Annotated in this window: 21 protein-coding genes; 14 read left to right on the plus strand and 7 right to left on the minus strand. The window is 61.8% G+C overall.

Annotation, left to right across the window (positions count from 1 at the left end; translation table 11 throughout):
• The first annotated feature begins 18 nt into the window (after positions 1–18).
• Complete coding sequence (locus B3605_RS22505) at positions 19–186, plus strand: hypothetical protein (protein ID WP_296436103.1); 168 nt, start codon at positions 19–21, stop codon at positions 184–186.
• Between the two features lie 19 nt (positions 187–205).
• Here the strand turns inward: B3605_RS22505 and B3605_RS22510 are convergent, their stop codons facing one another.
• From B3605_RS22510 to B3605_RS22535, 6 genes are all read right to left on the minus strand, one after another.
• The gene (locus B3605_RS22510) at positions 206–1,051 is read right to left on the minus strand and encodes an MBL fold metallo-hydrolase (protein WP_112944928.1); all 846 of its coding nucleotides are present in this window, start codon (positions 1,049–1,051) and stop codon (positions 206–208) included.
• Positions 1,052–1,164: 113 nt separating this feature from the next.
• Complete coding sequence (locus B3605_RS22515) at positions 1,165–1,989, minus strand: TIGR00282 family metallophosphoesterase (protein ID WP_026283224.1); 825 nt, start codon at positions 1,987–1,989, stop codon at positions 1,165–1,167.
• A gap of 2 nt (positions 1,990–1,991) precedes the next feature.
• On the minus strand, positions 1,992–2,579 hold the full coding sequence (locus B3605_RS22520) for a 5-formyltetrahydrofolate cyclo-ligase (protein WP_112944929.1): 588 nt from the start codon (positions 2,577–2,579) through the stop codon (positions 1,992–1,994).
• A 79-nt stretch (positions 2,580–2,658) separates the two neighbouring features.
• A complete protein-coding gene (locus B3605_RS22525; protein WP_047509342.1) occupies positions 2,659–3,549 on the minus strand; it encodes an NAD-dependent epimerase/dehydratase family protein in 891 nt (296 codons plus the stop codon).
• Positions 3,546–4,364: a glycosyltransferase gene (locus B3605_RS22530; RefSeq protein WP_112944931.1), complete on the minus strand. Its 819-nt coding sequence runs from the start codon at positions 4,362–4,364 to the stop codon at positions 3,546–3,548. Before B3605_RS22530 ends, B3605_RS22525 begins: the two co-directional genes overlap by 4 nt.
• A gap of 274 nt (positions 4,365–4,638) precedes the next feature.
• On the minus strand, positions 4,639–5,859 hold the full coding sequence (locus B3605_RS22535) for an NAD-dependent epimerase/dehydratase family protein (RefSeq protein ID WP_112944932.1): 1,221 nt from the start codon (positions 5,857–5,859) through the stop codon (positions 4,639–4,641).
• A 119-nt stretch (positions 5,860–5,978) separates the two neighbouring features.
• Here B3605_RS22535 and ybgC point away from each other — a divergent pair, with 119 nt between their 5' ends.
• The 12 genes from ybgC (at position 5,979) to glmM (ending at position 18,108) form a co-directional block, all read left to right on the plus strand.
• Positions 5,979–6,425: a tol-pal system-associated acyl-CoA thioesterase gene (ybgC, locus tag B3605_RS22540; RefSeq protein ID WP_112944933.1), complete on the plus strand. Its 447-nt coding sequence runs from the start codon at positions 5,979–5,981 to the stop codon at positions 6,423–6,425.
• A gap of 69 nt (positions 6,426–6,494) precedes the next feature.
• Entirely contained in the window at positions 6,495–6,758 is a 264-nt protein-coding gene (locus B3605_RS22545) for a type II toxin-antitoxin system Phd/YefM family antitoxin (protein ID WP_112944934.1), read from the plus strand.
• Positions 6,755–7,204 (plus strand): type II toxin-antitoxin system VapC family toxin, encoded by a 450-nt coding sequence (locus B3605_RS22550; protein ID WP_112944935.1) that lies wholly within the window; start codon positions 6,755–6,757, stop codon positions 7,202–7,204. Before B3605_RS22545 ends, B3605_RS22550 begins: the two co-directional genes overlap by 4 nt.
• A gap of 359 nt (positions 7,205–7,563) precedes the next feature.
• Positions 7,564–8,283 carry a protein TolQ gene (gene tolQ / locus B3605_RS22555; protein ID WP_026283222.1) on the plus strand — a complete coding sequence of 240 codons (720 nt, stop codon included), beginning with the start codon at positions 7,564–7,566 and terminating at the stop codon, positions 8,281–8,283.
• 24 nt (positions 8,284–8,307) lie between these two features.
• Entirely contained in the window at positions 8,308–8,766 is a 459-nt protein-coding gene (gene tolR, locus B3605_RS22560) for a protein TolR (RefSeq protein WP_026283221.1), read from the plus strand.
• A gap of 7 nt (positions 8,767–8,773) precedes the next feature.
• Positions 8,774–9,901 carry a cell envelope integrity protein TolA gene (locus B3605_RS22565; RefSeq protein WP_047509331.1) on the plus strand — a complete coding sequence of 376 codons (1,128 nt, stop codon included), beginning with the start codon at positions 8,774–8,776 and terminating at the stop codon, positions 9,899–9,901.
• A 22-nt stretch (positions 9,902–9,923) separates the two neighbouring features.
• Entirely contained in the window at positions 9,924–11,234 is a 1,311-nt protein-coding gene (tolB, locus tag B3605_RS22570; protein WP_112944936.1) for a Tol-Pal system beta propeller repeat protein TolB, read from the plus strand.
• A 156-nt stretch (positions 11,235–11,390) separates the two neighbouring features.
• Positions 11,391–11,921 carry a peptidoglycan-associated lipoprotein Pal gene (gene pal / locus B3605_RS22575; protein ID WP_026283220.1) on the plus strand — a complete coding sequence of 177 codons (531 nt, stop codon included), beginning with the start codon at positions 11,391–11,393 and terminating at the stop codon, positions 11,919–11,921.
• Between the two features lie 180 nt (positions 11,922–12,101).
• A complete protein-coding gene (ybgF, locus tag B3605_RS22580) occupies positions 12,102–13,148 on the plus strand; it encodes a tol-pal system protein YbgF (RefSeq protein WP_112435319.1) in 1,047 nt (348 codons plus the stop codon).
• 12 nt (positions 13,149–13,160) lie between these two features.
• Positions 13,161–14,489, plus strand: a complete 1,329-nt coding sequence (gene tilS, locus B3605_RS22585) for a tRNA lysidine(34) synthetase TilS (protein ID WP_112944937.1) — start codon at positions 13,161–13,163, stop codon at positions 14,487–14,489.
• A 98-nt stretch (positions 14,490–14,587) separates the two neighbouring features.
• Complete coding sequence (gene ftsH, locus B3605_RS22590; RefSeq protein WP_026283219.1) at positions 14,588–16,516, plus strand: ATP-dependent zinc metalloprotease FtsH; 1,929 nt, start codon at positions 14,588–14,590, stop codon at positions 16,514–16,516.
• Positions 16,517–16,755: 239 nt separating this feature from the next.
• A complete protein-coding gene (gene glmM, locus B3605_RS22595) occupies positions 16,756–18,108 on the plus strand; it encodes a phosphoglucosamine mutase (protein ID WP_018899615.1) in 1,353 nt (450 codons plus the stop codon).
• Positions 18,109–18,185: 77 nt separating this feature from the next.
• Here the strand turns inward: glmM and B3605_RS22600 are convergent, their stop codons facing one another.
• Complete coding sequence (locus B3605_RS22600) at positions 18,186–18,389, minus strand: hypothetical protein (protein WP_112944938.1); 204 nt, start codon at positions 18,387–18,389, stop codon at positions 18,186–18,188.
• Positions 18,390–18,765: 376 nt separating this feature from the next.
• On the opposite strand from B3605_RS22600, the gene B3605_RS22605 reads away from it, so the two are divergent.
• Positions 18,766–19,257, plus strand: a 492-nt coding sequence (locus tag B3605_RS22605) for an outer membrane beta-barrel protein (RefSeq protein ID WP_296436111.1), incomplete at its 3' end; no start/stop codon positions are given.

Raw genomic sequence — 19,257 nt, forward strand, 5'->3', positions numbered from 1 at the left:
GTGGCGCCACTTCTCACAATGCCGACGAACGAGGCGGAGTATGATCGCCTTGTCGGGCAGCTTGACGAAATCTTTGCCGAGATCGGTGATGACGAAGATCATCCGCTCGCCTTGCTGGCGTCGCGGATGGGCGATCTTATCGAAGCCTATGACGAAAAGCACCGCCCGATATTCCCGTCGCTCTGAGTGACAGAAGCACCTCCGCCTACTGCATCCCCTTCGCCACAAAAATTTGCGGCTTCTTCGGCAGCGTGCGCATCGAGACGTCGATGCTGTTGCCCGTCGCGTAGACGACGTCGAAGTCGGGGCCGAACATCGAGAGGAAGTTGGTGAGCGGTCGTGGCTGGTGCATTGGCAGAATGAGCGAGGAGCGCAGGCGCTTGATGATGCGGCTCATGCTGTCGGCGCCCATAGTCAGCCCGCCGTCGACGGGGACCATGACGATATCGAGCCGGCCGATCTCCGTGTAATGCGCGTCGGTCAGTTCGTAGTGCAGGTGGCCGAGATGGCCGATGCAGAGCCCCGCGACCTCGAAGATGAAGATCGAGTTTCCATCCGCCTGCGGCCCGCCATAGCCGCCTCTGATATCGGTGGTGACGTTGCGGATGTAGGTGTCGCCGACCGTCAGATCGATCTTTACTTTCTCTCCCGGGACGTCGCTCCAGCCGTGCAGCACATATTTGATCGCCGGATCGGGCGTCAGCGTATAGTGCGAGGAGTGGGCGCGGTTCATCGTGGCCACCATCGGCATGCGCGGCGGCGTGTACCAGCCGCTGTAATCGGTAGCGATGCTGATGCCGCCGGGCGTTTCGATCAGGAAGGTCGAGTGGCCGATATAGGTGAGCGTCACCGTCTCGTTGTCCGCCGCGCCCGCTATCGGGACGGCGCCGGAGAAGCTCGCGAATGTGGCCTTGGGGATGGATTGCGCGATCGCCTGGCATTGACTGACGTTGCGGCGCGCTTCCTGCGCCTGCGCGGCGTCAGAACCCAGCCAGCCCGGCAGCAGGTCGGAGAGGGTGGTCATTGCGAAGACAAGAAAATGCAGCTTCATGCCACGTCCCCAGCGCTTTCACTGGCAAAAGGATGCGGCAAGGGTCGGCAGCGGTCCAGATCAAATCCGGCAATCGCTGCTCACTTTTCCGTCACCGGAATATGGTGCCCGGATTAGCGCCAGAATTCCGGAATGGTTTCCGACAGTCTCGGGCCGAGGCGTAGCGGCGCGATCTTTTCGGCAAGGCCCGTCGCATCCGAGATCTCGACGCCGACGCCGCAGATGGTGGCGGGGCCGGTGGCGGCCTCCATGCGGCCCTTCGGCATCTTCGAGATAAAGCGGTTCAGCGGCTCTTCCTTGTCCATGCCGAGCGAACTGTCATAGTCGCCGCACATGCCGGCGTCGGAGAGATAGGCGGTGCCGCCGTTCAGGATCTGGTGGTCGGCGGTGGGCACATGCGTGTGGGTGCCGACGACGAAGGAGGCGCGGCCATCGACGAAGTGGCCGAAGCACTGCTTCTCGCTGGTGGCCTCCGCATGGAAATCGAAGATGATCGCATCGGCCTGTTCCTTCAGCGGGCAGGCATCGAGAATGGTTTCTGCCGCCTTGAAGGGGTCGTCGAGCTCCGGATGCATGAAGACGCGGCCCATGACATTGGCAACCAGCACGCGGGCGCCGTTGCGGGCGTAAAACAGGCCGGAGCCACGACCGGGCGTGCCCTGCGGGTAGTTGGCCGGGCGCAGGAACTGGTCGTTTCGACCCGCGAAAGCGACGGCTTCCTTCTGGTCCCAGACGTGATTGCCCGTCGTCACCACGTCGGCGCCAGCATTGATGGTCTCGAGAAAGATGTCCTCGGTGATGCCGAAGCCGCCGGCGGCGTTTTCGCCGTTGACGACGACGAAGTCGAGCTTCAGGTCCGATATCAGGCCGGGGAGGCGATCCCACACCGCCGTGCGTCCCGTCTTGCCGACCATGTCACCCAAAAAAAGCAGTCGCATTGCTATCCAATCCAAGAGGCAAAAAAGCGCAGGCCGCTTTCTGTCAGGATGGCATCCAGGCTTACATCGTGCGGCTCGTCGGGCACATGTGCCACTTCCTGGCAGTCGAATGCAATGCCGATGAGTTTCGGATGCATGCCTTTTTGCCTCAAACGGTCGATCGCGCGGTCATAATGGCCGGCGCCGTAGCCGATCCGGTGGCCGCGTTTGTCGAAGGCGGACAGCGGCACCAGCAGGATCTCGGGATCGAGAACCGGCGCGTCAGGGCCGGGACCAGACGTGCCGAAGCCTGTCGATACCAGCGGTGCGCCATCCACGAGTTCGCGAAAAGCGATGGTCTGGCGGTCTAGAATGGCGGGGACACAGAGCCGGGCCCCGCGTGCGCGAAACCGCGCCATCAGCGGGCGAAGGTCGGCTTCCGAGCGGATCGGCAGGAAGCCGGAGATGATGGTGCCGGGATCAAACACAATCGCCTCGCCGGCGTGTTCGGCCATGGCAAGGCTCATAGCGGCCCTGGTCTCCACGGGAATGGCATCTCTCAGCGCCAGCCTTTCGGCGCGCATGCCGGCCTTGATGTCTTTTGCGTTCATTGGTGTCCGCCTTGCTCGTTCGGCGGCGACAATAAAACGCGCGTATGCAAAAGCAACGCGTGTATGCGACGTTCGGGTGTCAGGCCGCCGGCTGTGTCGCGAGCGCGTGAATGGTTTCCTCGAAGAGCGGCAGTCCGCCCGGCTGCCAGCCCAGCGCCTGCAGCTTGGTCGTGTCCATCGGCGTCAGCAGCGACTTGTCGGCGGCTACAGGCAGGCGGTTGGCGCAATCGTGTTCCCAGCGGATCGGCTCGAGAATATCCCAGGTGTCGAGCGCGAGATCGGAGACGTTGAAGGTCTCGCCGGAAATGCGGCCGGCATCGGCCTCGAGCATGACGCGCACGGCCTTGCCGACATCCTGGCCGTGCACTTCGGTGCCGGCGCGGGCGGGGATCGGCCGGCCGCTCAGGTAATCGCCGAACAGCTTGTCCCATTTGTTGGGTCGCAGATTGCCGTAGACGCCGGTGAGGCGCAGGCTGGCGGTGGCGAAGCCGGGCGCGGCCAGATGCGCCAGGCTGCGTTCGGCGTCGAGCTTGGTCTGGCCGTAGAGCGTCTCCGGCTTTTCCTGTGTCGCCTCCGTCAGCGTCGTTCCCGGCGGATGCTCGCCATAGGCGGCACGGCTGGAGATGAAGATGCAGCGGCGCGTACCGGCGCGCTTGGCGGCCTCGAACAGGCGCACGGTGCCATCGAGATTGAAGCGCTTGAAGGTTTCGGGATCGTCGCCTTCGCCGCCGCGATATTTGCCGGGCGCGTGATGGAAGGCGGCGTGCACGAAGAAATAGGCGTCGTCGAAGGCCTCGATATGGTCCTTCTCGGGATCGAGCGACAGCGGCGCGAAATCGACGGGGCGGGAGAAGGCGCGCGGCAACGGCGCATGGCGGCCACCGATGATGACCGAATATCCGGCTGCAAGCAGTTCCTCGACGATATAACGACCGACAAGTCCTGTTCCACCCGATACCAGTACCTTCATGCTGCCCCTTTCGGATTGGCCATGGCCGATATGTCCGGCACGTCCTTGCCCGTGTAGAATGCCTGCCACAGGTCGATCAGCGGCCGCAGGCTTTCGGCCTTCGGATGATCTGTTTCCCATGGCTTCTCATACTGGTAGTGCAGGACGGAAATACTGTTCCAGTCCCAAAGCGCAGGCATGGTAAACCAGACATATTGTAGCATGTTGAAATAAACAGGTAGACCATGCCATTCCGGGAAAAATGCCTGCAGGAAGGTCTGGTCGGTGCGTTTCCACAGGATTTCCGGCTGGTCGAGCCGCTCCAGCATGGCGCTGAATGTTTCCTTCGAAGGCTTTGCGACGAAGACGCCGGAGTTCATGCGGTGAAAATCGGCGAGCGATTCGTAGACATTGGGCGCAGCGGAGAATTCGGGGTAGGCGAAGAGCCGGTCGATATTGCGCAGCACGATGGCATCGGCGTCGATGAAGACGCAGGTCGTGTATTCGGTCAGTTCCCAGAGGCGCAGCTTGCAGAAATTGTCGAGCGGCGAGTGGAAGAGCGGCTTGCGGCCCTTGGTGAAGGGGGCCGCGGCGTGGAGTTGGCCGCGCGCGTGGCGCTCGTTGAAGGCGTCCGACAGCGGCAGGTGCTCGACTGGGATGAGGCGGCAGCCGAGGGTGCTGAGGGGCGCGAGGTCAGCTTCGGTGACGTCGCCGGTGTGGAGGACGACGATGTCGGCTGTCGTGTGGGTCATGCGCAGCGAGCGGGCGAGCGCGGTGGCGCCCATGGCGTAGTCGGCGTTGGTGACTAGGGTGATGTAGGCGTTGGGGGAGGTCATCTTGCGTGGGTCTCGGGGAGGGCTGTGAGGGTGGCCTTCGCTTGTCGCTCAGGCCGCTCGGCGAGCCTCGCCCCCCTCATCGCCTCGCTGGCGCTCCGGCACTTCTCCCCGTTGGGGAGGAGAGGCAGGTGGTGGGCGTTCTGCCCTATAGTTAGGACGCCTGGCTTTGTTGAGTTCGAGCGGCTGCAGCGAGTCTCTTCTCCCCACCGGGGAGAAGGTGCCGGCAGGCGGATGAGGGGGCTTCGGACTCGGCGCTTCCGATATCCACCCTCCCTCACGACACCGACTTCAATCGCTTGCCCTCGGGATCGTGGTTGATCGTCGGCGCGATATCCCGCGTCCAGGCCGACACCGCCGGTACGCGGCTGCGATCGACGCGATAGGCGAACTTCTTCGCGACGTCGACGATCTCGCCCATCAGCCCCGTCTTCAGCGTGATCGGATCGAGGCCGAGATTGCGGAACTTGTCGTTCTTCACGATCAGCTCATTCTCCGGCGCTTCCTTGCGCGGATTGGGGAGCCAGGCGATCTCGGCGCCTGATAGTTTCGCAATCATCTCGGCGAGGTCGCGGACGCGGTGGGTTTCGGTCATCTGGTTGAAGATCTCGACGCGGGCGCCGCGCGTCGGCGGGTTCTTCAGCGCCAGCTCGATGCAGCGTACGGAATCCTGGATGTGGATGAAGGCGCGGGTCTGGCCGCCGGTGCCGTGGACGGTCAGCGGATAGCCGATCGCGGCCTGGATCAGGAAGCGGTTCAGAACGGTGCCGTAGTCGCCGTCATAATCGAAGCGGTTGACCAGCTGTTCGTGGCGGCGTGTCTGCTCGGTGTGGGTGCCCCAGACGATGCCCTGGTGCAGATCGGTGATCCTGAGGCCGTCGTTCTTGGCGTAGAAATGGAAGAGCGTCTGATCCAGGCACTTGGTCATGTGGTAGATTGAGCCGGGATTGGCGGGGTAGAGGATTTCCTGGCTTACGGTTTCGCCGCTCGTCGTCTCGATGTCGACGGGGAGATACCCCTCGGGGATGGCGGCGCCGACCGTCGAATAGCCGTAGACGCCCATGGTGCCCAGGTGGATCAGATGCGCGTCGAGTTGCAGTTCGACCAGCGCGTTCAGGAGATTATGGGTGGCGTTGATGTTGTTGTTGACGGTGTAGTTCTTGTGGCGATCGCTCTTCATCGAATAGGGCGCGGCTCGCTGCTCGGCGAAGTGGATGATGGCGTCGGGCCGGTTCTCGGCGAGCCATTTCTTCAGCAGTTCGTAATCCCTCGCGAGATCGATCAGGTTGAAGTGGATACGGCGGCCGGTCTCGGCATGCCAGATGCGGGTGCGCTCCTGGATCGAGTCCATCGGGGTCAGCGACTGGACGCCGAGTTCGGTGTCGATCCAGCGTCGCGAGAGGTTGTCGAGAATGTGAATATCGTGGCCGGCGTCCGACAGATGCAATGATGTCGGCCAGCCGATAAATCCATCTCCGCCCATCACCGCAATCTTCATGGTGTCGTCTCCTTGTTGGCCTTGGCTATCGAGGATTACTTAGAAAGCGTGACAATTGTTCAATGCTTGCAAGGCGGAATGTCTTCAGCCAAAGAGGGCGCGCGACTTTGGAGAAAATTATGGCGGACGGTGTGCATTCGATCTCGGGCGAACTGACGGAAGCGGGCCATCGCCTGCTGCAGCGGGTCTATTACGAGGACACCGATTTCTCCGGCTTGGTCTATCACGCCCGCTATCTGCACTTCCTCGAGCGCGGCCGCACCGACTATCTGCGCTGCCTCGGCGTCGAGCAGCGCGAACTGATCACCGCCGATGAAGAGGGGCTGGTCTTCGTCGTCCATCGCATGGAGATCGATTTCAAGTCGCCGGCGCGCATGGACGATATCCTGACGGTGACGACGCGCACCGAAAAGGCCGGCGGCGCCAAGATGGTGCTCGCGCAGGAGATCCGCCGCGACGAAACACTCCTGATCGCCGCCAAGGTGATCATCGCCGTTATCAACGCCAGCGGTCGTCCTCGGCGGCTGCCGGAAGGGTTGGCGAAGCAGATGATGATCGAGGTCTGACCTCGGCGGTTCGTTGAAACTTCGCGAGCGAACTGCTATGTAGTCACCTGTGGTCACGCTGAGGTTCCGATGACGACAGTTACACTTCGCGATGCAAAGGCAACGTTCTCCAGTCTCGTCGATGAAGCGATGAGCGGCGAGTTCGTGACAATTACTCGCCACGGAAAGCCGGTCGCCGCTATCGTTTCGCTTGAGGCGGCCGAGGAGGCGAAGAAGGCGTTTGCCAAGACGAAGCTCAATCTCGGCGAATATCTGATGTCATTTCCCGGCGGTCTCGACGATGACCTGGATCTGGAACGGAACACATCCAGCATGCGTGACGCCGAGCTGTGACCGGCTACCTGCTCGACACCAACATCATCTCGCTGTTTGCGCCGGGTCGGCCGGCAATCTCACCTGATATTCGAGAATGGATGTCTGAGCGAGGCGGCGAAGGCTCGCTCTATCTCTCAGCCATCACCATCGCGGAGATCCAGCGCGGGATCAAAAAGCTCGAACGTAAGGGTGCTGATGCAAGGGCTGCCAAGCTCGCGGAATGGCTTTCCGGATTGATGGGTCAGTTCGGTGATCACGTTCTGCCTGTCGACGCGGATATTGCGATGGCGGCTGGTAAGATCGAGGAGCAGGCGGAGGCGAGCGGTCACAGGCAGGGCTTGGCTGACGTGCTGATCGCGGCGACGGCTTCGGTGCGCAATCTGACGGTGGTCACGGCGAATGTCCGTCATTTCGCGCCTTTGGGCGTGATATTGCTCAGCCCTGACGACATGGCAGCTTCCTGAAAAACGCTGCTTGCAAAAACATGACTTTCATGTGAAGGAATTGCCGCGCGCAAGGTTTGTGCTGTTTTGGTCATCGATCTGAGATCTGGCCAAGTATTCCAAGGGATCATCCTAACGCCAATAGTCAGCCTTTTATGATCCGGCGCTAACGAACTATTAACGATAATAGTGTCTTACTCGGATTGTCAGAGTTTGTGCGGTGCACGCCTTCCTTTGACCAAATTTGACGGCAAGGAAGGCGGATAAGAGCTTGGAAGCTTGACCAGGGCTTTGGGCGGCGGCAGCCAGACATATCTTGCGAGATCACTTTGTGCCGCCCGGTCAAGCGCCGGGCGTTTGGATTCGGGGATTTTGGATCAATGGAACAAGTAGGATTGGCAGCGGCTCACACGGACGTCAGTCTCTGGTCGCTCTTCATGCAGGCTGGCCTCGTCGTCAAGCTCGTTATGCTCGGTCTTATCGCAGCGTCCGTCTGGACCTGGGCGATCGTCATCGACAAGTATCTGGCCTTTGGCCGCGCGCGCCGGCAGTTCGACAAGTTCGAGCAGGTATTCTGGTCGGGCCAGTCGCTGGAAGAACTCTACCGCTCGCTGTCGGAGCGTAACAACACGGGCCTCGCCTCGATCTTCGTCGCCGCCATGCGCGAGTGGAAAAAGTCGTTCGAGCGCGGCGCACGTTCGCCGATCGGCCTGCAGATGCGTATCGACCGCGCCATGGACGTGACGCTTGCTCGCGAATCCGAAGGGCTGTCGGCCCGTCTCGGCTCGCTGGCGACGATCGGCTCGGCCGGCCCGTTCATCGGTCTGTTCGGTACCGTCGTCGGTATCATGACCTCGTTCCAGGCGATCGCCGGTTCGAAATCGACCAACCTCGCCGTCGTTGCACCAGGTATCGCCGAAGCGCTGCTCGCAACCGCGATCGGCCTCGTCGCCGCTATCCCGGCGGTTATCGCCTACAACAAGTTCTCCGCCGATGCGGGCAAGCTCTCGGCACGCATGGAAGGTTTCGCGGATGAATTCTCCGCCATTCTTTCGCGCCAAATCGACGAGAAGCTGCAGCCGCGTCAGGCCGCGCAGTAATCCGACGGAAACGGAGAGAACGACATGGGTATGGGTGCTCCAAGCGGTGGCGGAGGCGGTGGAAACCGTCGGCGTCGTCGCGGTGGCCACAGAGGTGGCGCCATTTCCGAAATCAACGTGACGCCGCTGGTCGACGTCATGCTCGTGCTTTTGATCATCTTCATGGTCGCCGCTCCGATGATGACGGTCGGCGTGCCGATCGACCTGCCGGAAACGCAGGCCAAGGCGCTGAATTCCGAAACGCAGCCGATCACGATCTCCGTCAAGAACGACGGTACCGCGTTCCTGCAGGAAACGCCGATCCCGGTCGAGGAAATCGCCGCCAAGCTCGAGGCGATCGCCACCACCGGCTACAATGAGCGCATCTTCGTTCGTGGCGACTCGGCCGCGCCTTACGGCGTGATCGCCGATGTCATGGCACGCATCCAGGGTGCGGGCTTCAAGAACATCGGTCTCGTCACCCAAGAGAAGAAGGGCCCGTAGTAGAGCTATGAAGGCCAGTATTGTCTCATCTGCTGTACTGCACTGTGCTCTGCTCGCCTGGGCGCTGATTTCGATCGGCTCCCCGTCGGAGTTCAAGGTCGAGGATTTCGAGGCCATGCCCGTCAACCTCGTGCCTGTCGAGGACCTGACGCAGTTGCAGCAGGGAGACAAGACGGCCAAGCCGAGCGACAAGCCGGCGCCGAAGCCGACCTCCAAGCCGACCAATGTGGCCAACGCCGAAAACATGGGCGAGAACAAGGTTGACCTGAAGACGCCGCCGATCCCGAACGCCAAGCCAAACAACAACGAGTCGGCCGCAGCACCGAAGGCCTCCGAAAAGCCGCTTCCGGAAAATGATCCCGTGCCCAACGAGGTGAAGGACATCATGAAGGAAGATACGGCGGTGGAACCGAGCCAGGTCGCGTCGATCACGCCGCCGAAGCCGGAAATCGCGCCGACGCCTCCGAAGGCTGAAGAGAAGCCGCAAGACATGCCCGAGCCGCCGAAGCCGGATGCTGAAGCATTGCCGGACAAGGTGCCGACACCCGTAATCAAGCCGCAGCCGAAGCCGCCGGAACAGAAGCCGGCTGAAAAGCCCGCGGAGAAGAAGACGGAAGACAAGGCGCAGACCGACGAAAAACCGTCGGACAAGAAGAAGTCCGACAAGAAGCAGGAAAAGGCCAAGGCCTCTTCCGCGCAGAAGAGCGACTTCAACGCCGATGACATCGCCGCCCTCTTGAACAAGCAGGATCCGTCTAACGGCGGCGCCAAGAGCTCGACCGAAGTGGCCTCGCTCGGCGCCAAGAAGGCGACCGGCGGCTCCAAGCTGTCGATGAGCGAAATGGATGCGCTGCGCAGCGCGATCGCCGGCAACTGGTCGGTCATTCCCGGCATGGAAGGCGCCAGCGAAGTCCGCATCAGGGTCCACATGAAGCTCGACCCCGACGGCAACATCATTGGCGCTCCCGAAGTGGAAGCCATCGGCGGCACCAACGAATCGACCCGCATGGCGCTCGCCAGCGGCGCTAAGCGCGCCGTCATGAAGTCGTCGCCGTTCACCAATCTGCCGAAAGACAAATACGACGCCTGGGGCGAAGTCATCGTCAATTTCGACCCCAGCGATCTAGCCCTTTAAAATGCTGAAAGGCTTGTCCTCTATGACCAAGTGTTCCCTTTTCCGCGCCCTGATGGTCGCCGTAGGCATGATGACCACCGCGGTCATCGCCACGCCGGCGCATGCGCTTGTCGAAATCAACATCAACAAGGGCAATGTCGAGCCCCTGCCGATCGCGATCACCGACTTCCTGCAGGGCGACATGGGCGCCCAGGTCTCGCAGGTTATCGCCGCGGATCTGCAGCGCTCGGGCCTGTTCAAGCCGATCGCCAAGAATGCCTTCATCGAGAAGATCTCCAACCCGGATGCCGCTCCGCGCTTCGAGGACTGGAAGGTCATCAACGCGCAGGCGCTGGTCACCGGCCGTGTCACGCAGGAGGCCGATGGCCGCCTTCGCGCCGAGTTCCGTCTCTGGGACACGTTTGCCGGCAGCCAGATGACCGGCCAGCAGTTCTACACGCAGCCTGAGAACTGGCGCCGCGTGGCCCACATCATCGCCGACGCGATCTACAAGCAGATCACCGGTGAAGAAGGCTACTTCGACACCCGCGTCGTCTTCGTGTCCGAATCCGGCAGCAAGCAGGAGCGCAAGCGCCAGCTCGCCATCATGGACCAGGACGGCTTCAACGTGCGCATGCTCACCAATGGCAGCGACCTCGTTTTGACCCCGCGCTTCTCGCCGAACCGGCAGGAAGTCACCTACATGTCCTTCGCCAACCAGCAGCCGCGCGTCTACCTGCTGCAGCTGGAAACCGGACAGCGTGAAGTGGTCGGCAACTTCCCCGGCATGACCTTCTCGCCGCGCTTCTCGCCTGACGGCCAGAAGGTGGTGATGAGCCTGCAGCAGGAAGGCAACGCCAACATCTACACGATGGACCTGCGCTCGCGCACCACGACGCGCCTGACCTCCACGGCCGCGATCGATACATCGCCGTCCTATTCGCCTGACGGCAGCCAGATCGTGTTCGAAAGTGACCGCGGTGGCCGCCAGCAGCTCTACAAGATGAGCGCCGACGGTTCCGGCCAGACGCGTATCTCCTTCGGCGACGGTTCCTACTCCACGCCGGTCTGGTCTCCGCGCGGCGATCTGATCGCCTTTACCAAGCAGTCGGGCGGCAAGTTCTCGATCGGCGTGATGAAGCCTGATGGTTCGGGCGAGCGCATCCTGACGACGGGCTTCCACAATGAAGGCCCGACCTGGGCGCCGAACGGCCGCGTCATCATGTTCTTCCGCCAGGCGGCGGGTGCAGGTGGCCCGCAGCTCTACTCGATCGATCTGAGCGGTTACAACGAGCAGATGATCAAGACCCCCGCTTACGCTTCCGACCCGGCCTGGTCGCCGCTTCTGGAGTAGGAAAGTCCGCATGCCTGCCTTCTTGTCGCCTCAAAAATCTACGAATGGGGCGACAGAGGGCCAAATCAACCATTCGTTAACCATAGTTCTTGAAAGCCGATTAACCGAGAACGGTTACAGTCCGGCAACCTTAATCAAGTCGCAAGGAGACCGGCCATGAGCCGAATTCATACCCCGGCAATGAGCCGCATGCAGAACTTCGCCCGCAACCCGGTCATGATCGCGCTCGTCGCCGGTCTGGCACTTGCCGGCTGCGCCAACAAGAAGAACATGGCCAACAGCGCCGGTGATCTCGGCCTCGGTGCAGGCGCTGCGACCCCGGGTTCGGCCCAGGACTTCACCGTCAACGTTGGCGACCGCATCTTCTTCGACACCGACTCGACCTCGGTTCGCGCCGACGCTGCCCAGACGCTCGACCGTCAGGCTCAGTGGCTCGGCCGTTATCCGAAGTACGCAATCACGATCGAAGGCCATGCCGACGAACGCGGTACGCGCGAATACAACCTCGCTCTCGGCGCTCGCCGTGCGGCTGCCACCAAGGACTACCTCGCTTCGCGCGGCGTTCCGGCTCAGCGCATGAAGACGATCTCCTACGGCAAGGAACGCCCGGTTGCCGTTTGCGACGACATCTCCTGCTGGTCGCAGAACCGCCGCGCCGTTACCGTTCTCGGCGGCGCTGGCATGTAATTGCCGATCCGGCGATAAAATGCCGGGTTTTATTACAAATTGGAAAGGCGGCTCCATCGCGGGCCGCCTTTTCTTTTTGAACACACTTTGGCCGAACTCCGTTGCTTTTTGAAAGCAATTGGAAAAATCTCCTGTTCGTGCCATCGAGGCGCGAAGAATCACTGGGACAGGACGAACCAAATGAAGAAATTTGTCGTGGCGGGCATGCTCTGCCTCGCAACGGTGGCCGGGGTTGGCCAGTCGGCGAACGCGTCGTCGCTATTCGGATTGCATTTCGGAAACAAGACGGCCAGCCAGGCACCGGCGCAGGCGCCCGTCGTCAACGTGCAGGCCGGCGGCGCGGAAGTGCGCATCCAGCAGCTCGAAGATCAGCTTCGCCAGCTGAACGGCCGTATCGAGGAAATGAGCTTCCAGCTGCTGCAGATGCAGGAAACCATCCGCAAGGCACAGGAAGACAATGAATTCCGCTTCCAGGAACTGGAAAAGAGCGGCGGCGGTGGCGGCAGCGCCGGTGGTGCATCCAAGCCGATGAAGAAGAGCGAAGCCGATATCCCCGCTTCCAACCAGACAGCGCAAGGTCAGGGAATGGGCCAGGGCCAGGGGATGGCACAGGGCGGTGGCGACGATGTCGCCCGCGCCATCCAGACCTCGAGGGCGCCTGAAACGTCGCCCTCGACCGACGTCCCTGAGAACACCGGTCTCGGCCAGCCGCCGCAGCAGCTCGGCTCCATGCAGTTCGACCAGAACGGCAATCCGATCGGTGGCTCGGTCAATCCGGGCGCCGAAGTCGGCTCCAGCCCGCTGCCGCCGGTCGGTGCGGCAGGCTCGCAGACGGCGTCGCTCGGCAGCGAGGCCGATCAGTACAAGGCCGCTTACGGCCATGTACTCTCCGGCGACTACTCGACCGCCGAAAAGGAATTCAACGCCTATATCGGCCAGTATCCGAACAGCGCGCGCGCGGCTGATGCCAATTTCTGGCTCGGCGAAGCGCTCTATTCGCAGGGCAAGTTCAACGAATCGGCCAAGACCTTCCTGAACGCGCACCAGAAGTACGGCACGTCGGAAAAGGCGCCGGAAATGCTGCTTAAGCTCGGCATGTCGCTCGCCGCACTCGACAACACTGAAACTGCCTGCGCAACGCTGCGCGAAGTGCCGAAGCGTTATCCCAAGGCTTCCCGCGCCGTCATATCCAAGGTCGCGAGCGAGCAGAAGCGTCTTTCCTGCTAAGGCTTTCCGGTCTTGCGCCCGGACGGCATCCTATCTCCAGAGACGGCGACACGACGCTTTCTCTCCTCGCTTGACCAGCCCTCGCGCATTCTCGTCGCGATTTCGGGCGGCAGCGATTCCACCGGCCTGCTGATCGCGCTCCATGATGCGCTGAAGGCCGAACCCAATCCCAAAATTTCCCTCTGCGCCGCGACCATCGACCACGCGCTGCGCCCGCAATCGGCCGATGAGGCGCGCGATGTCGCTGCTCTCTGCCGATCGCTCGATATTCCTCACGTCACCAAGGTTTGGCAGGGCGCTAAGCCGAAGGCCGGCATCATGGCGGCGGCGCGCGACGCCCGCTACGGGCTGCTCGCCGAGGCGGCGGTCGAGCTCGGCGCTGACATTATTGTGACCGGCCACACGCTCGACGATCAGCGCGAGACGTTTGCGATGCGCGGCCAACGCTCGGCCGCCACCACGACCGGGATCGCCGACGTCGTATTATTCGACCGCCGCATCTGGATCGCCCGCCCGCTGCTGTTTTCGCTGCGGGGGGATATTCGCGCGATGCTTAAGCTGCACGGTATCGGCTGGAGCGATGACCCGAGCAACGAGGATGTGAAATACGAGCGGGTGCGAACGCGTCAGGCGCTGGCGGGCGAGGGGATCTCAGTCGCCGAGATCGAGGCGATGACCTTTGCGCGAGTGGTGCTCGACGAGGCTGCGGCCGGGTGGGTCGATGCGCATGTCGATGTGCATGAGGGAATGCTGGTGCGGGTTGGGGTTGCTGGTCTTGGCTTTGATCAGACGGTGCTCGGGCATGGGCTTGCGCGGCTTGCGGCTGTGATCGGCGGGCAGGCGTTTGCGCTTGGGGCGGAGCAGATTGGCGCGGTGCTCGGCCTTATCGCGGTGGGCCAGCCGGGCCGGATGACTGCCGGGCGGGTGGTGTTCGATCTGAGGCGCGATGGGCTCTATTTGGCGCGGGAGACGCGGGGGCTGGTGCCGATTGCAGTTGGCGCTGGCGAGCATGGCGTTTGGGATGGGCGTTATCTGGTGGTGAATGGTTCTAGCATTGAGGTGACCGTTGGGGCGGTGGGGACTGCTGGTGCCGCCACGCCCGCACCCGAAAACCTCCCCAAAAGCACGCTCGCCCGAGCCCGTGCGGCGCAACCGCGCATCGTCGCCGCCGACCCGTCGCCCGATCTCGCCGGCATGCTCGACGTCGTGCCATATTTCGCGCCCTTCGACCGTTTTTTGACACGATTGGACGTCAAGTTCGCGACCAGCCTCGCGGCAGCCTTTGGAACACGCCCCTATCCAAAACCGCCTTTAGGTCTTATTGACGGAAAAACCATCTAACTGATGGGTTTGCCTTGGCAACCGCCTGACGCAATCCTATGTTAGAAGCCAAATAAAGCGGTCGCCATGAGGCGGTCGTTCCAGTGCTGGGGAGTTCGATGAACCCTAACTTACGTAATTTCGCCTTGTGGGCAATCATAGCGCTTTTGCTGATTGCCCTCTTCAGTATGTTCCAGACGTCGCCGGCGCAGACCAGCTCCCGCGATATCCCTTATTCGCAGTTTCTGCGTGAAGTGGATGCGGGCCGCGTCAAGGAAGTCGTCGTCACGGGTAACCGCGTCTCCGGCAGCTATGTTGAGAATGGCACCACCTTCCAAACCTATACGCCTGTGGTCGACGACAATCTGCTCGATCGTCTGCAGACGAAGAATGTTCTCGTTTCGGCACGTCCCGAAACCGACGGTTCTTCCGGTTTCCTGAGCTATCTCGGCACCTTGCTGCCGATGCTTCTCATCCTCGGCGTCTGGCTGTTCTTCATGCGGCAGATGCAGGGTGGTTCGCGCGGCGCGATGGGCTTCGGCAAGTCGAAGGCCAAGCTGCTTACCGAAGCGCATGGCCGCGTCACGTTCGATGACGTCGCCGGCGTTGACGAAGCCAAGCAGGACCTCGAGGAAATCGTAGAATTCCTGCGCGATCCGCAGAAGTTCCAGCGTCTCGGCGGCAAGATTCCGCGCGGCGTGCTCTTGGTCGGTCCTCCCGGTACCGGTAAGACGCTGCTCGCACGCTCCGTCGCAGGCGAAGCCAATGTTCCGTTCTTCACGATCTCGGGCTCCGACTTCGTCGAAATGTTCGTCGGTGTCGGCGCAAGCCGCGTCCGCGACATGTTCGAACAGGCCAAGAAGAACGCGCCTTGCATCATCTTCATCGACGAAATCGACGCCGTCGGTCGCCATCGTGGCGCCGGTCTCGGCGGCGGTAACGACGAACGCGAGCAGACGCTGAACCAGCTGCTGGTCGAGATGGACGGCTTCGAAGCAAACGAAGGCATCATTCTGATCGCGGCGACCAACCGTCCCGACGTTCTCGATCCGGCGCTGCTGCGTCCGGGCCGTTTCGACCGCCAGGTCGTGGTTCCGAACCCCGATATCGTCGGTCGCGAGCGCATCCTCAAGGTTCACGCCCGCAACGTGCCGCTGGCACCGAATGTCGATCTCAAGGTTCTGGCTCGCGGTACGCCCGGCTTTTCCGGTGCCGACCTGATGAACCTCGTCAACGAAGCCGCCCTCATGGCCGCGCGTCGCAACAAGCGCGTCGTCACCATGCAGGAATTCGAAGACGCCAAGGACAAGATCATGATGGGCGCCGAGCGCCGCTCGTCTGCCATGACCGAAGCCGAGAAGAAGCTGACCGCCTACCACGAAGCCGGCCACGCCATCACGGCGCTCAAGGTTCCGGTGGCCGATCCGCTGCACAAGGCAACGATCATTCCGCGCGGCCGTGCACTCGGCATGGTCATGCAGCTTCCCGAGGGCGACCGCTACTCGATGAGCTACAAGTGGATGGTCTCGCGCCTCGTCATCATGATGGGCGGCCGCGTTGCCGAAGAACTGACCTTCGGCAAGGAGAACATCACATCGGGCGCATCGTCCGACATCGAGCAGGCCACCAAGCTTGCCCGTGCGATGGTCACCCAGTGGGGCTTCTCCGACAAGCTCGGCCAGGTTTCCTATGGTGAAAACCAGCAGGAAGTCTTCCTCGGTCACTCGGTTTCGCAGTCGAAGAACGTGTCCGAAGCGACGGCCATGACCATCGATTCGGAAGTTCGCAAGCTGATCGACGAAGCCTACGCCGAAGCGCGCCGTATCCTGACCGACGACCATGACGCGTTCGTGGCCATCGCCGAAGGCCTGCTCGAATACGAGACGCTGACCGGCGAAGAGATCAAGGCGTTGATTCGCGGCGAAAAGCCGTCGCGTGATCTCGGTGACGATACGCCTCCGAGCCGTGGTTCGGCCGTGCCGAAGACCGGCACGCGTCCTGCCAAGGGCGACGAGGCCGAAGGCGGCATGGAGCCGCAACCACACTGATTTTCTTTGGAAATCATGAGCAGGCCGGACACCCGAGATGGTGTCCGGCCTTTTTCGTTGGTAACGGGATATAATCGATTTTCTCGTTAATTGACGTGATGGTTGCCGCGTTTTGTGGCATTCCGCTGACATAAGGTGGCCTCAATGAAGGCCTCTCTGGCGAGGGAACACGCGCAGGCGTGCAATTTGCAGACACGACGATGCGCAGCGTAACGCGCGCTCAAGGCACAGGGGTGCATATGAAAAGACGCTATTTCGGCACTGATGGTATTCGCGGTCAGTCCAATGTGTTTCCGATGACGCCGGATCTCGCGATGCGGGTCGGTATCGCGGCAGGCACGATCTTCCGCCGCGGCAACCACCGCCACCGGGTCGTTATCGGCAAGGACACGCGGCTTTCCGGCTACATGCTTGAAAACGCCATGGTCGCGGGCTTCACCGCCGCCGGCCTCGACGCCTTCGTTCTCGGCCCGATCCCGACGCCTGCCGTCGCCATGCTGACGCGCTCGCTGCGCGCCGATATCGGCGTGATGATCTCCGCCTCGCACAACCCTTACGAGGACAACGGCATCAAGCTCTTCGGTCCCGATGGCTACAAGCTGTCGGATGATCTGGAAATGCAGATTGAGGATCTGCTCGAGAAGGACATGAGCGCGCAGCTCGCCAAGTCCGACGATATCGGCCGCGCCAAGCGCGTTGATGGCGTTCATGACCGCTATATCGAGCATGCCAAGCGCACGCTGCCGCGCGACGTGACGCTGCAGGGTCTGAGGATCGCCATCGATTGCGCCAATGGCGCCGCCTACAAGGTGGCACCGGCCGTGCTCTGGGAACTAGGCGCCGATGTCGTCGTCATCGGCAACGAGCCGAATGGTACCAACATCAACCTCAACTGCGGCTCCACCAGCCCGGTTGCCTTGCAGAAGAAGGTCGATGAAGTGCGCGCCGATATCGGCATCGCGCTTGACGGCGACGCTGACCGTGTGATCATCGTCGACGAGAACGGCGCGATCGTCGATGGCGACCAGCTGATGGCCGTGATCGCCGAAAGCTATGCCGAGAGCCAGCAGTTGCGTGGAGATGGCATCGTCGCCACCGTCATGTCCAATCTCGGCCTGGAGCGCTTCCTGCAGGGCAAGGGGCTTGGCCTGGTGCGCACGGCTGTCGGCGACCGCTATGTGGTCGAGCACATGCGCAACAACAATTACAATGTCGGCGGCGAGCAGTCCGGCCATATCGTGCTGTCGGATTACGGCACGACCGGCGACGGCCTCGTGGCCGCGCTGCAGATCCTGGTCGCGGTCAAGCGCACCGGCAAGACCGTCAGCGAAATCTGCCGCCGTTTCGAGCCCGTGCCGCAGCTGCTGCGCAACGTGCGCTACTCCGGCGGCAAGCCGCTGGAGGATCTGCATGTGCAGCAGGCGATTGCCGAGGCCGAGGCCGAGCTTGCCAAGAGCGGCCGTCTGGTCATCCGTCCGTCCGGCACCGAGCCGCTCATCCGCGTCATGGCTGAGGGCGACGATCGCAGCCAGATCGAGCGCATCGTCAACGACCTGATCGGCACGATCTCAAGCGTGCGCACGGCCGCCTGACATTCGTCAGGCACCGTCCACAAGCTTCCAATGCCCAGCCTTTGGCTGGGCATTCTCACTTGTACATCGCGATTTTGTCAGATCACGTCTCGACGCATGAGCTCGAGAAGCGCTGGTGTCGTGATGGCACCGTCTTCGAAGAAGTCGAGCAGCCTCGATGCGGCTGCGCAGCCTTGCAGACTGTCGGCCCCAAATTTCTGCTCCCTGCACCAAAGCGACAGGGCATCGAAAACGGGCGATAGATCTTCTTCGAACGAAATAGCTCTATTGAGCTTAGACATGGGCGCACCTCCATAAAGGGGCGGAAGCGCTTAGTAACTCCCAAGCGGTCATTGCCTTAAAAGTCCTGACCGACGATGCACCCTACGCCTGATCGGCCAGAACCGCTATTAACTTTGTTAAGTCGGGCGCTTTTTATTAGCGTGGCAGCGACGCGCGGGTGGTGCTCTCCGCAGGCTTTGACCGCGTCCGCCTGATGCGTGCTTCAGTATTAAAATCAGAACCAAATCAGTGGTTTGCCAGTGCCTTTGAGTAAAAGGCGATGTTTGACAATTACAGTTAAGCAGCGCTTAACGTTTCCACTTCATTATCCTTACCGAAACGTATTCAACTGGCGGAGCTCGATCCTGCCAGGCGTCGAACCTTGGAGTGGGATCCATGAAGAGAAGCTTGTCTGGCGTCTTCGCCGCATTGCTCATTACCTCGAATGCTTATGCCGCGGACCTCATGCCCGCCGAACCGATCGCCGCTCCCGAGGTCACCGTGACCGAAGCGACCGGCTGGTATCTGCGCGGCGATGTCGGCTACGGCTTCAACGATCTGCGTGGCGCGAAATACTTCCAGGGCAGCAATGCCAGCGAAGTCGATTTCGACCGCTCGGATCTCGATGATGCCTGGACCATCGGCGGCGGTGTCGGTTACCAGATCAACAACTATCTCCGCACCGACGTGACGCTGGATTATCTCGGCAAGTCCGACTTCCACGGTTCCACCAGCGGCGGTGGCTCTGCCTTCGGCGCCTGCCAGGTTACCTGCTCCTCGACCGATCTTTCCTCGCTGACTGCATGGTCGCTGATGGCCAACGCCTATGTCGATCTCGGCACCTACGGCTACGTTACGCCTTACGTCGGCGCCGGCATCGGCGGCACC

The organism is Rhizobium sp. UBA1881 (genome assembly GCF_002338015.1).
In the GTDB taxonomy this organism is placed as follows: domain Bacteria; phylum Pseudomonadota; class Alphaproteobacteria; order Rhizobiales; family Rhizobiaceae; genus Rhizobium.